General features: G+C 49.0%; 13 protein-coding genes. All 13 read left to right on the forward strand.

The genetic code is table 11. The annotated features are described in order from the left end of the window. Positions 1 to 93: 93 nt before the first annotated feature. The 13 genes from hrcA (at position 94) to trpA (ending at position 15,298) form a co-directional block, all read left to right on the forward strand. Positions 94 to 1,116 carry a heat-inducible transcriptional repressor HrcA gene (gene hrcA / locus ACZMB2_RS03525; protein ID WP_487595540.1) on the forward strand — a complete coding sequence of 341 codons (1,023 nt, stop codon included), beginning with the start codon at positions 94 to 96 and terminating at the stop codon, positions 1,114 to 1,116. Positions 1,117 to 1,149: 33 nt separating this feature from the next. After that, a complete protein-coding gene (gene grpE / locus ACZMB2_RS03530) occupies positions 1,150 to 1,737 on the forward strand; it encodes a nucleotide exchange factor GrpE (protein ID WP_118769609.1) in 588 nt (195 codons plus the stop codon). Between the two features lie 71 nt (positions 1,738 to 1,808). Continuing rightward, the gene (gene dnaK / locus ACZMB2_RS03535; RefSeq protein ID WP_487595541.1) at positions 1,809 to 3,686 is read left to right on the forward strand and encodes a molecular chaperone DnaK; all 1,878 of its coding nucleotides are present in this window, start codon (positions 1,809 to 1,811) and stop codon (positions 3,684 to 3,686) included. A 111-nt stretch (positions 3,687 to 3,797) separates the two neighbouring features. Further along, positions 3,798 to 4,979 (forward strand): molecular chaperone DnaJ, encoded by a 1,182-nt coding sequence (gene dnaJ / locus ACZMB2_RS03540; protein ID WP_487595542.1) that lies wholly within the window; start codon positions 3,798 to 3,800, stop codon positions 4,977 to 4,979. Between the two features lie 9 nt (positions 4,980 to 4,988). Continuing rightward, complete coding sequence (locus tag ACZMB2_RS03545; RefSeq protein WP_487595543.1) at positions 4,989 to 6,395, forward strand: aminopeptidase; 1,407 nt, start codon at positions 4,989 to 4,991, stop codon at positions 6,393 to 6,395. Positions 6,396 to 6,399: 4 nt separating this feature from the next. Further along, the gene (locus ACZMB2_RS03550) at positions 6,400 to 8,190 is read left to right on the forward strand and encodes an aminopeptidase P family protein (RefSeq protein ID WP_487595544.1); all 1,791 of its coding nucleotides are present in this window, start codon (positions 6,400 to 6,402) and stop codon (positions 8,188 to 8,190) included. A gap of 688 nt (positions 8,191 to 8,878) precedes the next feature. After that, positions 8,879 to 10,357 (forward strand): anthranilate synthase component I, encoded by a 1,479-nt coding sequence (trpE, locus tag ACZMB2_RS03555; protein ID WP_487595545.1) that lies wholly within the window; start codon positions 8,879 to 8,881, stop codon positions 10,355 to 10,357. Then, the gene (locus ACZMB2_RS03560) at positions 10,354 to 10,932 is read left to right on the forward strand and encodes an anthranilate synthase component II (RefSeq protein ID WP_487595546.1); all 579 of its coding nucleotides are present in this window, start codon (positions 10,354 to 10,356) and stop codon (positions 10,930 to 10,932) included. Before trpE ends, ACZMB2_RS03560 begins: the two co-directional genes overlap by 4 nt. Then, entirely contained in the window at positions 10,929 to 11,936 is a 1,008-nt protein-coding gene (trpD, locus tag ACZMB2_RS03565; protein WP_487595547.1) for an anthranilate phosphoribosyltransferase, read from the forward strand. Before ACZMB2_RS03560 ends, trpD begins: the two co-directional genes overlap by 4 nt. A gap of 11 nt (positions 11,937 to 11,947) precedes the next feature. Beyond that, a complete protein-coding gene (gene trpC / locus ACZMB2_RS03570; protein ID WP_487595548.1) occupies positions 11,948 to 12,745 on the forward strand; it encodes an indole-3-glycerol phosphate synthase TrpC in 798 nt (265 codons plus the stop codon). Further along, positions 12,726 to 13,340, forward strand: a complete 615-nt coding sequence (locus ACZMB2_RS03575) for a phosphoribosylanthranilate isomerase (protein WP_487595549.1) — start codon at positions 12,726 to 12,728, stop codon at positions 13,338 to 13,340. The genes trpC and ACZMB2_RS03575 overlap by 20 nt, the downstream gene beginning before the upstream one ends. A 1-nt stretch (position 13,341) precedes the next feature. Next, positions 13,342 to 14,538, forward strand: coding sequence for a tryptophan synthase subunit beta (gene trpB, locus ACZMB2_RS03580; RefSeq protein ID WP_118769031.1), 1,197 nt, complete (start codon positions 13,342 to 13,344; stop codon positions 14,536 to 14,538). After that, entirely contained in the window at positions 14,531 to 15,298 is a 768-nt protein-coding gene (trpA, locus tag ACZMB2_RS03585) for a tryptophan synthase subunit alpha (RefSeq protein ID WP_487595550.1), read from the forward strand. Before trpB ends, trpA begins: the two co-directional genes overlap by 8 nt. Positions 15,299 to 15,408: the final 110 nt, after the last annotated feature.

Genomic DNA, 15,408 nt, shown 5'->3' on the forward strand with positions numbered 1-15,408 from the left:
CAAAGCACTATAGGGAGTGCTATCTTAAGTTACAGGAAATGTTAGCACTCTTACATGTTGAGTGCTAACAAGCAGAAGAAAGGAGCATAACCCATGGAACTGGATGAGAGAAAGAAAAAAATCTTAAATGTGATTATCCGGAATTACATGGAGACCGGAGAACCGGTAGGATCGAGAACCATATCGAAGGATCCGGATCTGAAGCTTTCCTCTGCTACCATCCGCAATGAGATGTCGGATCTGGAAGAGATGGGTTACATCATTCAACCCCACACTTCCGCCGGAAGAATTCCTTCCGATAAAGGATACCGGCTGTATGTGGATTACCTGATGCAGGAAAAAGACCGGGAAGTGACGGAACTTCAGGAACTGATGGTTCAGCGTACCGACCGGCTGGAAAGTGTGCTGAAGCAGGTGGTAAAGATCCTGGCAAATGATACCAATTATGCCACGATGGTTTCCACTCCACAGTATCATCAGAACAAACTGAAATTCATTCAGCTGTCCCGTGTGGATGCCAATCAGATCCTGGCGGTGATTGTAGCGGAAGGAAATGTGATCCGCAACAAACTCTTACCGGTCTGTGAGGAACTGAGTGATGAAAGTATTCTGAAGCTTAATATCCTGCTGAATACCATGCTGAATGGAAAGACCATTCAGGAAATCAATCTTCAGATGATTTCCAGCATGAAAGAACAGGCCGGTATTCACAGCAACATCGTCAGTGATGTGGTGGATGCAGTCGCCGAGGCGATTCATTCCGATGAGGGAATGGAGATCTACACCGGCGGGGCCACAAACATTTTCCGTTATCCGGAATTAAGTGAGAACGGAAAGGCCAGTGAACTGATACAGACACTGGAGGAGAAGCAGAACCTGGTAGATCTGGTTACAGACACACTGAACAAAGACGAAAAAGGAATTCAGGTATATATCGGTAATGAGACACCGGTAAAATCCATGAAGGACTGCAGTGTTGTCACGGCAACCTACGAACTGGGCGAAGGGCTTCAGGGTACCATTGGAATCATTGGTCCCAAGAGAATGGATTACGAGAACGTTATGGGTAAGCTGAAAGCCATGATGGATCAGCTGGATGATGTTTTTCATAAATAGAAAGGCGGAACAACGGTGGAAGAAAACAAGACAATGGAACAGGAACCGGAGATTCAGGAGGAAGAAGTAAAAGCAGAAGATACTGCTGAAGCAGAAGCCACTGAGACGGCTGAGACAGAAGAAACAAAAGCCGATGCGGAACCTGACAAAAAAGGATTCTTCGGAAAGAAGAAAGAGAAAAAAGACAAGAAAGATGAACAGATCGCAGAACTGACCGATAAAGTAAAACGTCAGCTTGCAGAGTTTGAAAACTTCAGAAACCGTACAGAAAAGGAGAAATCCCAGATGTACATGGTGGGAGCAAGAGATGTGATCGAGAAACTGCTTCCGGTAGTAGATAACTTTGAGCGAGGCTTGAAGAGTATTCCGGAAGATCAGAAAGATGGACCGGTAGCCAGCGGAATGGAAATGATTTATAAACAGCTGATCACGGTTCTTACAGATTTGGGCGTAACCCCCATCGAAGCGGTGGGCCAGGAATTTGATCCGAATTTCCATAATGCAGTGATGCATGCGGAGGATGAGGAACTTGGAGAAAATACAGTATCTGAGGAATTCCAGAAGGGTTATAAATATAAAGATGCAGTGCTTCGTCACAGCATGGTTAAAGTTGTAAACTGACGCGTAAGCAATGAGCAGCGAGCTAACGCGCTGTGGTCTATAAGATTTAGTATTTTCAGGAGGAAAAAGAAATGAGCAAGATTATTGGTATTGATTTAGGAACAACGAACTCTTGTGTAGCCGTAATGGAAGGTGGAAAACCTACGGTTGTTGCAAATACAGAAGGAGCAAGAACAACACCGTCTATCGTAGCATTTACAAAAACTGGTGAGCGTCTGGTAGGAGAGCCGGCAAAACGTCAGGCAGTTACCAACTCCGAGAAAACCATCTCTTCCATCAAGAGACATATGGGAACTGATTATAAAGTAGACATTGAAGGAAAGAAATATTCTCCGCAGGAGATTTCCGCTATGATCCTGCAGAAGCTGAAAGCAGATGCAGAGAACTATCTGGGCGAGAAAGTAACCGAGGCAGTTATCACTGTTCCGGCATACTTCAATGACGCACAGAGACAGGCAACCAAAGATGCAGGTAAGATCGCAGGACTGGATGTAAAACGTATCATCAATGAGCCGACCGCTGCAGCACTGGCATACGGCCTTGACAATGAGAAAGAGCAGAAGATCATGGTATACGACCTTGGCGGCGGTACCTTCGATGTTTCCATCATCGAGATCGGTGACGGCGTTATCGAGGTTCTGGCTACCGCAGGTGACAACCATCTGGGTGGTGATGACTTCGACCAGAAGATCACAGATTATATGATCTCTGAATTCAAGAAACAGTACGGTGTAGATCTTGGCAACGACAAGATGGCACTGCAGAGACTGAAAGAAGCAGCTGAGAAGGCTAAGAAGGAGTTGTCCGCTTCCACAACAACCAACATCAACCTTCCGTTCATCAGCATGAACGCAGACGGCCCGCTTCACTTTGATATGAACCTGACCAGAGCAAAATTTGATGAGCTGACTCACGATCTGGTAGAGCGTACTGCTAACCCGGTACAGGCAGCTCTCCGTGATGCAGGTATCAGCCCGTCTGAACTTGGTAAAGTCCTGCTGGTAGGTGGTTCCACACGTATCCCGGCAGTACAGGATAAAGTAAAACAGTTGACCGGACATGAGCCGAGCAAATCTCTGAACCCGGATGAGTGTGTGGCAATCGGTGCTTCCATTCAGGGTGGTAAACTTGCAGGAGATGCAGGTGCCGGTGATATCCTTCTTCTGGATGTTACTCCGCTGTCCCTGTCCATCGAGACCATGGGAGGTATTGCAACCCGTCTGATCGAGAGAAATACCACGATCCCGACTAAGAAGAGCCAGATCTTCTCCACCGCAGCTGATAACCAGACCGCTGTAGACATCAACGTAGTACAGGGTGAGAGACAGTTCGCGAAAGATAACAAATCCCTCGGCCAGTTCCGTCTGGATGGAATCCCGCCTGCAAGACGTGGAGTTCCGCAGATCGAGGTTACCTTTGATATTGATGCAAACGGTATCGTAAATGTATCCGCTAAGGATCTGGGTACCGGAAAAGAGCAGCACATCACCATTACCGCTGGTTCCAACATGTCTGATTCCGATATCGATAAGGCAGTCAAAGAAGCTGCTGAGTTCGAGGCACAGGATAAGAAACGGAAAGAGGCCATTGATGCAAGAAACGATGCAGATGCAATGGTATTCCAGACCGAGAAGGCAATGGAGGAAGCCGGAGATAAGATCGACGCTTCTGAGAAAGCAGCTGTTCAGGATAAGATCAATGCTCTGAAAGCAGTTGTAGACAGAACTGCTAACCAGACTGATATTTCTGATGCGGACATCGATGCGCTGAAATCCGGTAAAGAGGATCTGATGAATGCAGCACAGAAACTGTTCCAGAAGATGTATGAGCAGACTGCAGGTGCACAGGGTGCAGGTCCGCAGGGCGCAGGTCCGGATATGGGCGGCGCAGGACAGAGTACTTCCGGTCCGGCAGATGACGTGGTAGACGGAGATTACCGCGAGGTTTAATCCGGAACAGGATGAAAATAAAAATAAAGCAGTGGGGGAGCGATAAACTCCCCACTGTTTTTTGCGTGTGCAGATGAATTTCAGCCCACAGCAATTCGAAAGGGAAAAGTTATGGCAGAGACGAAGAGAGATTATTATGAGGTTCTTGGCGTAGACCGGAATGCGGATGACGCAGCCATCAAAAGTGCATATCGAAAACTGGCAAAGAAATATCATCCGGATATGAATCCGGGAGATAAAGAAGCAGAGCAGAAATTTAAAGAGGCTTCCGAGGCATATGCCGTATTAAGTGATGCAGACAAGAGAAGAAAGTACGATCAATTTGGACACGCAGCCTTTGAGCAGGGAGGCGGCGGAGCCGGTGGTTACGGCGGATTCGACTTTAACGGCGCAGATATGGGCGATATTTTTGGTGATATCTTCGGCGATATTTTTGGCGGCGGCGGACGCAGCCGCAGAAACAGTAATGGTCCCATGAGAGGTGCGGATCTGCGTGCCAGTGTACGGATTACCTTTGATGAAGCGGTGAAAGGCTGCGACAAAGAGCTGGAGCTGACTTTGAAAGATGAGTGCGAAAACTGTCATGGTACCGGCGCAAAACCGGGTACTACACCCCAGACCTGTCCTAAATGTGGCGGAAAAGGACAGGTGGTTTATACCCAGCAATCTCTTTTTGGCATGGTGCAGAATGTACGTCCCTGCCCGGACTGTAACGGAACCGGTAAGATTATCAAAGACAAGTGCCCGAATTGCTACGGAACCGGCTATACGTCCAGTAAGAAGAAGATCGCTGTTACGATTCCGGCAGGCATCGACAACGGCCAGAGCATCCGTATCAGAGGAAAGGGAGAGCCGGGCACCAATGGCGGTCCGAGAGGGGATCTTCTGGTAGAGGTAATTGTATCCAGACATCCGATTTTCCAGAGACAGGATATGGATATTTTCTCTACGGTACCGATCAGTTTCCCGGTAGCAGCTCTTGGCGGAACGATTCGTATTAAGACCGTAGACGGTGAAGTAGAGTATGATGTGAAACCGGGTACCCAGACCGATACCCGTATCCGCCTGCGCGGAAAAGGTATGCCGTCTCTTAGAAATAAGAGTACCAGAGGAGATCATTATGTCACCCTGGTAGTGGAAGTTCCGACTACCTTAAGCCATGGGGCAAAAGAGGCATTGAAAGAGTATGACCGCGAGAATGGCAATACGCTGAATCAGAAAGCAGAGAACGGAGCAAAGCCGAAGAAAAAAGGCTTTATGGATAAATTAAAAGAAAATCTGGAAGATCTGTAAGGAGAAGATATGGAACGTAAAAACGCATGGAATACCTATGATGAGAAAGCGCTGGAGGAACTGGGACAGGTAACAGAGCAGTACCGCAGATTTATTTCTGAAGGAAAAACGGAGCGTGAATGTGCCCGTATTGCGGTGGAGATGGCACGTGAGAATGGATACATTTCTCTGGAAGAGGCTATGAGAAGTGGTAAAAATCTCGTTCCTGGTGATAAGATTTATGCGGTACACAAGAAAAAACTGGTGGTATTGTTCCAGATCGGTACGGTTCCCATGGAGAAGGGTATGAATATCCTGGGTGCCCATATTGATTCCCCGCGTCTGGATCTGAAACAGAATCCGCTGTATGAGGATGGAGAGATGGCACTTCTGGATACTCATTATTACGGCGGCATCAAAAAGTACCAGTGGGCAGCGATTCCGCTGGCACTGCATGGCGTGGTAGTAAAAAAAGATGGAACAGTCATTGAACTTGCCATCGGCGAGAAGGCAGAGGATCCGGTTCTTGGTATTTCTGATCTTCTGATTCATCTGTCCGGTGAGCAGATGCAGAAGAAAGCGGCTGTTGTGGTAGAAGGTGAGAACCTTAACATCATCGTCGGAAGTCGTCCGTGGAAAGATCCGGAAGAAAAGGATGAAGAGAAAAAAGAACTCATCAAAAAGACGCTGTTGGAGTATCTCAAAAAAGAATACGACATGGAAGAAGAAGATTTTCTCTCTGCTGAGCTGGAGGCCGTTCCGGCAGGTCAGGCAAGAGATTTTGGTTTGGATCGCAGTATGATTATGGGTTATGGACAGGATGACAGAATCTGTGGGTTTACGTCTCTCCTGGCACAGCTGCATGCGGACAAACCGGCTTACACGGCAGTATGCCTGCTGACTGACAAGGAAGAGATCGGCAGCATGGGTGCCACCGGCATGCAGTCCCGTTATTTTGAAAATGTAGTGGCAGAGGTACTGAATCTGACCGGAGAGTATTCCGATCTGGCACTGAGAAGATGTCTGCAGCATTCCCATATGCTGTCCTCTGACGTAAGTGCGGCATTTGATCCGAACTATGCATCTGCATTTGAAAAGAAAAATATTGCTTACCTGGGAAGAGGTATGGTATTTAACAAATATACCGGTTCCAGAGGAAAATCCGGTTCCAATGATGCCTGCGCAGAATATATCGGTGAGCTGCGCAGCATTATGGATGCAGACGGTGTCTGCTGGCAGACCGCAGAGCTTGGGAAAGTAGATCAGGGAGGCGGTGGAACCATCGCCTACATTACCGCCAACTACGGCATGGATGTCATTGACAGTGGTGTGGCATTGTTGAATATGCACAGTCCGTGGGAAGTATCCAGCAAAGCGGATATTTACGAAGCATACAAAGGATATAAGGCATTCCAGAAAGCAAACTGGGAGAGGTAAGCATATGACAGTCAAAGAGCGTGTACAGGCATTACGGGAGAAAATGAAAGCATCCGGCGTGGCAATGTATGTGGTTCCGTCCACAGACTGTCATGAGTCGGAGTATGTCAGTGAGCATTTTCGGGCAAGAGCCTTTATCACCGGTTTTACCGGATCTGCCGGTACGGCAGTGATTGCACAGGATGATGCGGGGCTGTGGACTGACGGACGGTATTTCCTGCAGGCAGAGGCACAGCTTCAGGGGACGGGGATCCGCCTGTTCCGTATGGGAGAGCCGGGCGTGCCGACCGTAGAAGAATATATACAGGAACACCTGGAAAAAGGCGAGAAGCTGGGATTTGACGGAAGAGTCATGGGTGCATCCCGTGCCCTGGCATTTGCAAAGGCAGCAGAAGAAAATGGAGCTTCTCTTTTTACAGAAGAAGACCTGATCGGGGAGATCTGGGCGGACCGCCCGGAAGTACCAGATGCAGATCTCTTTGTGCTGGAAGAAAAATGGAGCGGAGAGACTACTGATAAGAAACTGGCTCGTGTACGGAAAGCCATGGAAGAGAAAGGCGCTGACCTTCACGTGCTGGCTTCCCTGTGTGATATTGCATGGCTTCTCAACATCCGCGGCGGGGACATTCCCTGCGTTCCGGTTGTATTATCCTTCCTGACCGTGACGAAGAAAGAATGCACCTGGTATGTGCGTCCGTCCGTCATTACCGAGAAAATCAGAAATTATGTGACAGACTTTGGTATTGCCATCAAAGGATACGATGAGATCTATGGGGATCTCAAAAAAGTTCCGGCTTGCAGCAAAGTACTGCTGGATCAGGGCAATGTGAACTACCGTCTGCTCACCAGCATTCCGGAGGAAGCAGAAGTGCTGAACTGCCCGAATCCGACGGAGTTTATGAAGGCTGTGAAAAATGAGACGGAGCAGAAGAATCTTCATCAGTCCCATTTAAAGGAAGGTGTGGCATTTACACGGTTCATGTATTGGCTGAAGACGAAAGTCGGCAAGGAGAAGATCACAGAGATCTCCGCAGCTGAACATCTGGCCGCTTTAAGAAGTGAGCAGAAAGATCTGGTGGAATTAAGCTTCTCACCGATCTGTGGATACGGTGCGCATGGGGCAATCGTTCACTATTCTGCAACAGAGGAATCCGATGTGGAGTTGAAGCCGGAGAGCTTCTTCCTGGTGGATGCAGGCGGACATTATCTGGATGGCACCACCGATACCACCCGTACCTTTGCCATGGGACCACTGACAGACGAGCAGAAGCAGATGTATACGGCAGTGTTAAGAGGTAATCTGAATCTGTCCCATGCCAGATTTCTGAAAGGATGCTCTGGTTATAATCTGGATGTGATCTGCCGGACACCGCTGTGGCAGATCGGGATGGATTATAAGCACGGCACCGGTCATGGCGTCGGATATTTGCTTAACGTTCATGAAGGTCCTAACACATTCCGCTGGAAACTTCCGGAGGGAGCCAATGCGGCAGAACTGGAGCCGGGTATGGTAACTACCGACGAACCGGGTATTTATCTGGAAGGAAAGTACGGTATCCGTTTGGAAAATGAACTTCTCTGTGTGGAAGGACCGAAGAATGAGTATGGTCAGTTCCTGAAGTTCGAGATCCTGACCCTGATTCCGTGGGATCTGGATGCAGTGGACCCGGTCCAGATGACCGAACAGGAGCGCACATGGCTCAATGAATATCATCACACCGTCTATGAGGCAATCGCGCCCTACCTTCCGAAGGAAGAGCAGGAGTGGCTGTCTCATGCGACGAGAGCAATCTAAATAAAATAACTAGAATTCCCTGTTAGTTTGTTGACTGACAGGGAATTTTTGCATGGTCAGATTCAGTTCACTGGTGATAAACAGGTACTGCAGTCAGGCGTGAGAAGCTGACAGCCTGTGAAAGGAACGTCCGCAGTCCCGGTACTTCACGAAAACGAGCGGTCAGCGACGTTTGAGTGTTAGTACCGCTGGATCGAGGACTTAGCGCGAGCGGTTCCGCTCACAGACTGTCACTTCTCATCGCCTGTTTGTTGGCAGATTCTCTCAACCTTGAACTGCAATTTTTTCACACCAATTCACTATGAAATGAACCAATTTCTCTTGACAGCAACCATCAGATTTGCTAATATGTAAAAAATCAATTGAATCAAGTATCACTTTAAACCGATGAAGCGGAGATAACGGTGATGATGGACGCACAGAGAGCCCGGGAAGCTGAGAGCCGGACCGAACCCACATAATCAAATGGACCGCCGAGGGCGCAGGGAAAGGAATGGATTTCTGAGTATTCTGCGACGTGAGGGCATACGTCAGTTGCCGGGAATATGTTGGTATTCCGTAAGGGTGCGGAGATTTTTTAAGATCCGCAAAGCAAGGTGGCACCGCGGGAAATGTAGATGACTCGTCCTTGACAGATTTTACCAGAGATCTGTCAGGGACTTTTTTTGTTGTGTGAAAGGAGAACACCATGAATATCGGACCGAATTTTCAGGAAGCTTCTGTATTGGCGGCGCAAGGCCTTTACAAATGTATTCCGGTCAGCACGGAGCTGTACTCGGATCTTTATACGCCCATTGAAGTATTACGAAAACTGAAACGGGTCAGCAGACACTGCTATATGCTGGAATCCATTGAGGACAATGAAAAGTGGGGACGCTACACATTTCTTGGATATGACCCGAAGCTGGAGCTAACCTGTACGGATGGAAGGCTGACTGTTAAAAATGGAACGTCCATGGTGTTCGAGACAAAGCATCCCGGCGAGTACATCCGGCAGATTGTAAAAGAAAACAAAAGTCCAAGGATTGAGGGGTTGCCGACCTTCACCGGCGGACTGGTAGGATATTTCTCCTACGATTACATGAAATATGCAGAACCGACGCTGAAGCTTACCGCGAAGGATGAAGAAGGGTTTAAAGACGTGGATCTGATGCTGTTCGACAAGGTCATTGCCTTTGATCACTTCCGGCAGAAAGTGATCCTCATCGTCAACATCCGCTGCGAGAATCTGGAGACAGAGTATCACAAGGCAGAGGTGGAACTGGAGACCATGAGACGGCTCATCTCCGATGGGGAGATGGCTCCTCTGGAACCGGGGCGCTGCACTTCCGATTTCCGGGCACTGTTCGACAAAGAGCGGTATTGCAGCATGGTGGAGAAAGCCAAGCACTACATCCATGAGGGGGATATTTTTCAGGTGGTACTGTCAAACCGGCTGGAAGCAGACTATGAAGGAAGCCTTCTCAATACATACCGGGTCTTAAGAACGCTGAATCCTTCCCCCTATATGTTTTATTTCTCCAGTGACGATATGGAAATTGCCGGAGCTTCCCCGGAGACACTGGTGAAGCTGGAGAACCGGACTCTTCATACCTTTCCGTTGGCGGGCACCCGGCCGAGAGGAGCCACCGAGGAGGAAGATCAAAAACTGGAAGAAGAGCTGCTGGCAGATGAAAAAGAGCGGGCAGAGCACAATATGCTGGTGGATCTGGGAAGAAATGACATCGGAAAGATCAGTGAGTTTGGTTCTGTCAAAGTAGAAAAATATATGAGTATTGAACGATTCTCCCATGTCATGCATATTGGTTCCACAGTGGCAGGCACCATTCGGGAAGGCCTGGATGCAGCAGATGCCGTGGACGCCATCCTTCCTGCAGGGACCCTTTCCGGGGCACCGAAGATCCGGGCATGTGAGATCATCAATGAACTGGAAGACAATAAGAGAGGTATCTATGGGGGAGCCGTGGGATACATTGATTTCACCGGAAACCTGGACACCTGCATCGCCATCCGGCTGGCTTATAAGAAAAACGGAAAAGTTTTCGTGCGAAGCGGAGCCGGTATCGTGGCGGACAGTGTTCCGGAAAAAGAGTATGAAGAGTGCATCAACAAGGCAAAAGCCGTGAGAAGAGCACTGGAGATGGCACAGGAGGACATGGACTTATGATTTTACTCATTGATAATTACGACAGCTTTTCCTATAACCTGTATCAGCTCATCGGCTCTATTAACCCGGATATCAAAGTGGTAAGAAATGATCAGATGACGATAGAGGAGATCCGGGCATTAAAGCCGGAGCGTATTATTTTATCACCGGGTCCCGGATTTCCAAAGGACGCAGGCATCTGCATCGAAGCGGCAAAGGAACTGGGAAAAGAGATTCCTGTTTTTGGCGTCTGCCTTGGTCATCAGGCCATCTGTGAAGCCTTTGGCGCGACGGTCTCCTATGCGTCGCAGCTCATGCACGGCAAGCAATCCATGGTGACACTCGACACGGACTGCCCTGTTTTCAAGGGGATGAAAAAGATCATTCCGGCAGCCAGATATCATTCCCTGGCAGCGGTTCGGGAGACCATGCCGGAAGAACTGAAAATCACGGCGGAGACCGAAGATGGCGAGATCATGGGAGTCATGCATCGGGATTATCCCATCTACGGCGTCCAGTTTCATCCGGAATCCATTCTGACACCGGACGGATATGAAATACTGAAAAATTTTTGCGATGGAGGATTAAAGAAATGATTAAAGAAGCAACTGCAGCACTCATTGACCATAATAATCTGACCTATGAACAGGCCAACGCAGTCGTAAATGAGATTATGAACGGAGAGACCTCCCAGGTACAGACCGCCGCATTCTTAGCAGCTTTGTCCGCGAAAGGAGAGACCATTGAAGAGATCAGTGCATGTGCGGCTGCCATGAGAGATCATGCACTTCCGGTAGAGTACGACGGAGACCTTCTGGAAATCGTGGGAACTGGTGGAGATGGTGCCGGATCCTTCAATATTTCCACTACTGCTTCTCTGGTCATTGCCGCAGGCGGAATCCCGGTGGCAAAGCATGGCAACCGGGCGGCATCCTCCAAAAGCGGTGCGGCAGACTGTCTGGAAGCACTGGGGGTCAACATCGATCTTTCCCCGGAGAAATGTGTGGAGCTTTTGAAAAAAATAGGCATCTGTTTCTTCTTCGCACAGAAATACCATACCTCCATGAAATACGTAGGACCGGTGAGAAAAGAGCTGGGGGTGCGGACGGTCTTTAATCTGTTAGGACCGCTGACCAATCCGGGACACGCCAACCTGCAGGTATTGGGAGTTTATTCCGAAGCACTGCTGGAGCCCATGGCAAAAGTACTGTACCAGCTGGGTGTGAAAAAAGGCATGGTCGTCTATGGACAGGATAAGCTGGACGAGATTTCCGCCTGTGCGCCGACTTCCATCTGTGAATTTCAGGATGGTACATATCGTACCTATGTGATTCAGCCGGAAGATTTCGGTATGAAGACTGCAACCAGGGATGCATTGAAGGGCGGAACCCCGCAGGAAAATGCACAGATTACCAGAGACATTCTGAATGGAGAGCAGGGAGCCAAACGAAATGCCGTTCTCTTAAATGCAGGCGCAGGTCTCTACATCGGCGGTAAGGCAGATACCTTCCGGGAGGGTGTGGAACTGGCCGCATCCCTCATTGACGGCGGCCAGGCAAAACAGAAACTGGAAGATTTTATAAAAGAATCCAACAAATAAGGAGCTGCAAGATGATATTAGACGAACTGGCTGCCTATGCAGCGTACCGGGTAGAGGAGGCCAAAAAGAAACTTTCACCGGAAGAAATCCGTACACAGGCGGAGCATCTTCCCAAAGGAGATTTCCGGTTTGAAAAGGCTTTGAAAAAGAAAGGCATGTCTTTTATCTGTGAGGTAAAGAAAGCATCCCCATCCAAGGGCGTGATTGCGGAAGAGTTCCCTTATACAGAGATTGCCAGAGCCTATGAAGCAGCAGGTGCGGACTGTGTGTCCGTACTTACGGAGCCAAAGTGGTTTTTGGGATCCGATGATATTTTCCGGGAAATCAGGGAGGCGATTTCCATTCCCATGATTCGGAAGGATTTTACCGTAGATCCCTATCAGATTTATGAGGCAAAGCTTATGGGAGCGGACGCGGTGCTTCTGATCTGTGCACTGCTTCCTACAGAGAAGCTGAAGGAATACCTGGCCATCTGCGAGAAACTGGGACTGACGGCACTGGTGGAGACCCATGACGAGGCGGAGATTGCATCGGCAGTGGAGGCGGGAGCGAGAGTCATCGGCGTTAATAACCGGAACTTGAAGAATTTTACCGTAGATTTTTCCAATTCCGCAAAACTTCGTTCCCTGATTCCGGAGGAGGCTGTCTTCGTGGCAGAATCCGGGGTGAAAGGTGCATCGGATGTGGGAGCCCTTTCCGTCATCGGGGCAGATGCGGTACTGGTAGGAGAAGCACTCATGAGGGCAGCAGATAAGCAGACAGAACTGGCACGGTTCCGGGAGGCAGCAGATGAGCAGAACCAGGATTAAGATCTGCGGATTATACCGGGAACAGCATGTGGATTATGTAAATGCCGCAGGACCGGATTATGCAGGGTTTGTCTTTTATCCACCCAGTCACCGTTATGTGGACAGAGAAATGATGAAGCGGCTGCGGGAAAAGCTGAGCCATAAGATCCCGGCGGTGGGTGTCTTTGTCAATGTTCCCATGGAGGAGGTCGCTTCTTATATAGAAGAAGGACTGATTGAGATCGCACAGCTTCACGGAGCGGAGACCGAAGAAGACATCCGGAAACTTCGGGTACTGGAACCGAAAGTCGAGATATGGAAAGCCTTTAAAATTCGGGATACGAAAACGCTGGCGAAGGCCCAGAGCAGTGGGGCAGACCGGATCCTTCTTGATAATGGTTACGGCACCGGCAGCTGCTTTGACTGGCAGCTTTTAAAAGAACAGGTTCCCGCAAGACCCTATCTTCTGGCAGGGGGATTACGGGCGGAAAATATAGAAGAAGCACTGGAACGATTTGCTCCCTGGGGAGTGGATGTAAGTTCCGGTGTAGAGACAGAGAAAGAAAAGGATTTTGGCAAAATCCGGGATATCATAGAAATCATAAGGAGCAGATAAGATGGAAAAGAATACACCAAGAGGACGTTTTGGAATTCACGGCGGACAGTATATCCCCGAAACCCTCATGAATGCAGTCATTGAGCTGGAAGAAGCCTATAATCATTATAAAGAGGATCCGCAGTTTCAGGCAGAGCTTAACGATCTTTTAAATAACTATGCAGGCAGACCGTCAAGACTTTACTATGCAAAGAAAATGACGGAAGATCTGGGCGGCGCGAAGATCTATTTAAAGAGGGAGGATCTCAATCACACCGGCGCCCACAAGATCAACAACGTACTGGGACAGGTGCTGCTGGCAAAGAAAATGGGCAAAACCAGAGTCATTGCAGAGACCGGAGCAGGACAGCACGGTGTGGCAACCGCCACAGCAGCAGCCCTCATGGGCATGGAATGCGAAGTGTTCATGGGAAAAGAAGACACGGAGCGCCAGGCACTGAACGTGTATAAAATGCGGCTGCTGGGTGCCAAAGTACACCCGGTATCCTCAGGAACGGGAACCTTAAAAGATGCGGTATCCGAGACGATGAGAGAGTGGACCAACCGGATATCCGATACCCATTATGTGCTGGGGTCTGTCATGGGACCTCATCCCTTCCCTACCATTGTCCGTGATTTTCAGGCAGTCATTTCCAAAGAAATCAAAGAACAGTGTCTGGAAGCAGAAGGAAAACTTCCGGATGCAGTGCTGGCCTGTGTGGGCGGCGGCTCCAATGCGATTGGAACTTTTTATCATTTTATTGAGGATCAAGATGTGCGTCTTATTGGCTGCGAGGCAGCAGGCCGGGGAATTGATACTTTCGAGACGGCAGCTACGATCGCTACCGGAAAACTCGGTATTTTCCACGGTATGAAATCCTATTTCTGTCAGGACAAATACGGACAGATTGCACCGGTATATTCCATTTCAGCGGGACTTGATTATCCGGGTATCGGACCGGAACATGCATGGCTTCATGATACAGGAAGAGCAGAATACGTAGCCATCACCGACGATCAGGCAGTGGATGCCTTTGAATATTTAAGCAGAATGGAAGGGATTATTCCGGCCATTGAAAGTGCCCATGCAGTTGCCTATGCAAGAGAGCTGGCGCCGAAGATGGACAAAGACCAGGTGATGGTCATCACTATTTCCGGAAGAGGAGACAAAGACTGTGCGGCTATTGCCCGTTACAGAGGGGAGGATATCCATGAGTAGAATCAAAGAAGCATTTCAGAACGGAAAAGCATTTATCCCGTTTATCACCTGCGGAGATCCGGATCTGGGGACAACGAAGGAAATTGTAAAAGTCATGGTGGATAACGGAGCCGATCTTGTGGAACTTGGAATTCCATTTTCGGATCCGACGGCAGAAGGACCGGTGATCCAGGGAGCAAATTTACGTGCCTTGAAAGGCGGCGTGACCACCGATAAAATCTTTGATATGGTAGCAGAACTTCGAAAAGAAGTGACCGTTCCCATGGTTTTTATGACCTATGCAAATGTCGTGTACTCTTATGGCATCGAGCGGTTCGCAAAGCGGGCAGCGGAAGTGGGGATGGATGGTCTCATCCTGCCGGATGTGCCCTTTGAAGAAAAAGAAGAATTTGCTCCGGCATTCCGTGAGCAGGGTATGGATCTCATCTCCCTCATTGCGCCTACTTCCCATGAGCGCATTGCCATGATTGCCAAAGAAGCGGAGGGCTTTGTTTACTGCGTCTCCTCGCTGGGAGTCACCGGTATGCGAAACGTCATCACTACCGATGTAGGGGCCATGGTAAAGCTGGTAAAAGAAGCCTCCGACATCCCGGCTGCCATTGGTTTTGGTATCTCCAACCCGGAGCAGGCAGCGAATATGGCCGAAAAATCAGATGGTGTCATCGTAGGTTCCGCCATTGTTAAGTTAGTGGAAAAATACGGCAAAGAGGCGCCTTCCCATGTGGCAGAGTTTGTAAAAAGCATGAAGGATGCGATCTGATCGAAGTTCATATTCATAGATGAAGGGGCATGAGAAGGTGACAGCCTGTGAATGGAACGTCCGCAGTCCCGGTACTTCACGAGAACGAGCAGAATGCGACATTCGAGTGT

The organism is Hominiventricola sp., from assembly GCF_057604405.1.

Coding starts and splice junctions, on each gene's coding strand:
- trpE (WP_487595545.1), top strand. CDS start 8,879: ATGAATATCGGACCGAATTTTCAGGAAGCTTCTGTATTGGCGGCGCAA.
- dnaK (WP_487595541.1), top strand. CDS start 1,809: ATGAGCAAGATTATTGGTATTGATTTAGGAACAACGAACTCTTGTGTA.
- trpD (WP_487595547.1), top strand. CDS start 10,929: ATGATTAAAGAAGCAACTGCAGCACTCATTGACCATAATAATCTGACC.
- trpA (WP_487595550.1), top strand. CDS start 14,531: ATGAGTAGAATCAAAGAAGCATTTCAGAACGGAAAAGCATTTATCCCG.
- ACZMB2_RS03575 (WP_487595549.1), top strand. CDS start 12,726: ATGAGCAGAACCAGGATTAAGATCTGCGGATTATACCGGGAACAGCAT.
- grpE (WP_118769609.1), top strand. CDS start 1,150: ATGGAACAGGAACCGGAGATTCAGGAGGAAGAAGTAAAAGCAGAAGAT.
- trpB (WP_118769031.1), top strand. CDS start 13,342: ATGGAAAAGAATACACCAAGAGGACGTTTTGGAATTCACGGCGGACAG.
- trpC (WP_487595548.1), top strand. CDS start 11,948: ATGATATTAGACGAACTGGCTGCCTATGCAGCGTACCGGGTAGAGGAG.
- ACZMB2_RS03550 (WP_487595544.1), top strand. CDS start 6,400: ATGACAGTCAAAGAGCGTGTACAGGCATTACGGGAGAAAATGAAAGCA.
- ACZMB2_RS03560 (WP_487595546.1), top strand. CDS start 10,354: ATGATTTTACTCATTGATAATTACGACAGCTTTTCCTATAACCTGTAT.
- ACZMB2_RS03545 (WP_487595543.1), top strand. CDS start 4,989: ATGGAACGTAAAAACGCATGGAATACCTATGATGAGAAAGCGCTGGAG.
- hrcA (WP_487595540.1), top strand. CDS start 94: ATGGAACTGGATGAGAGAAAGAAAAAAATCTTAAATGTGATTATCCGG.
- dnaJ (WP_487595542.1), top strand. CDS start 3,798: ATGGCAGAGACGAAGAGAGATTATTATGAGGTTCTTGGCGTAGACCGG.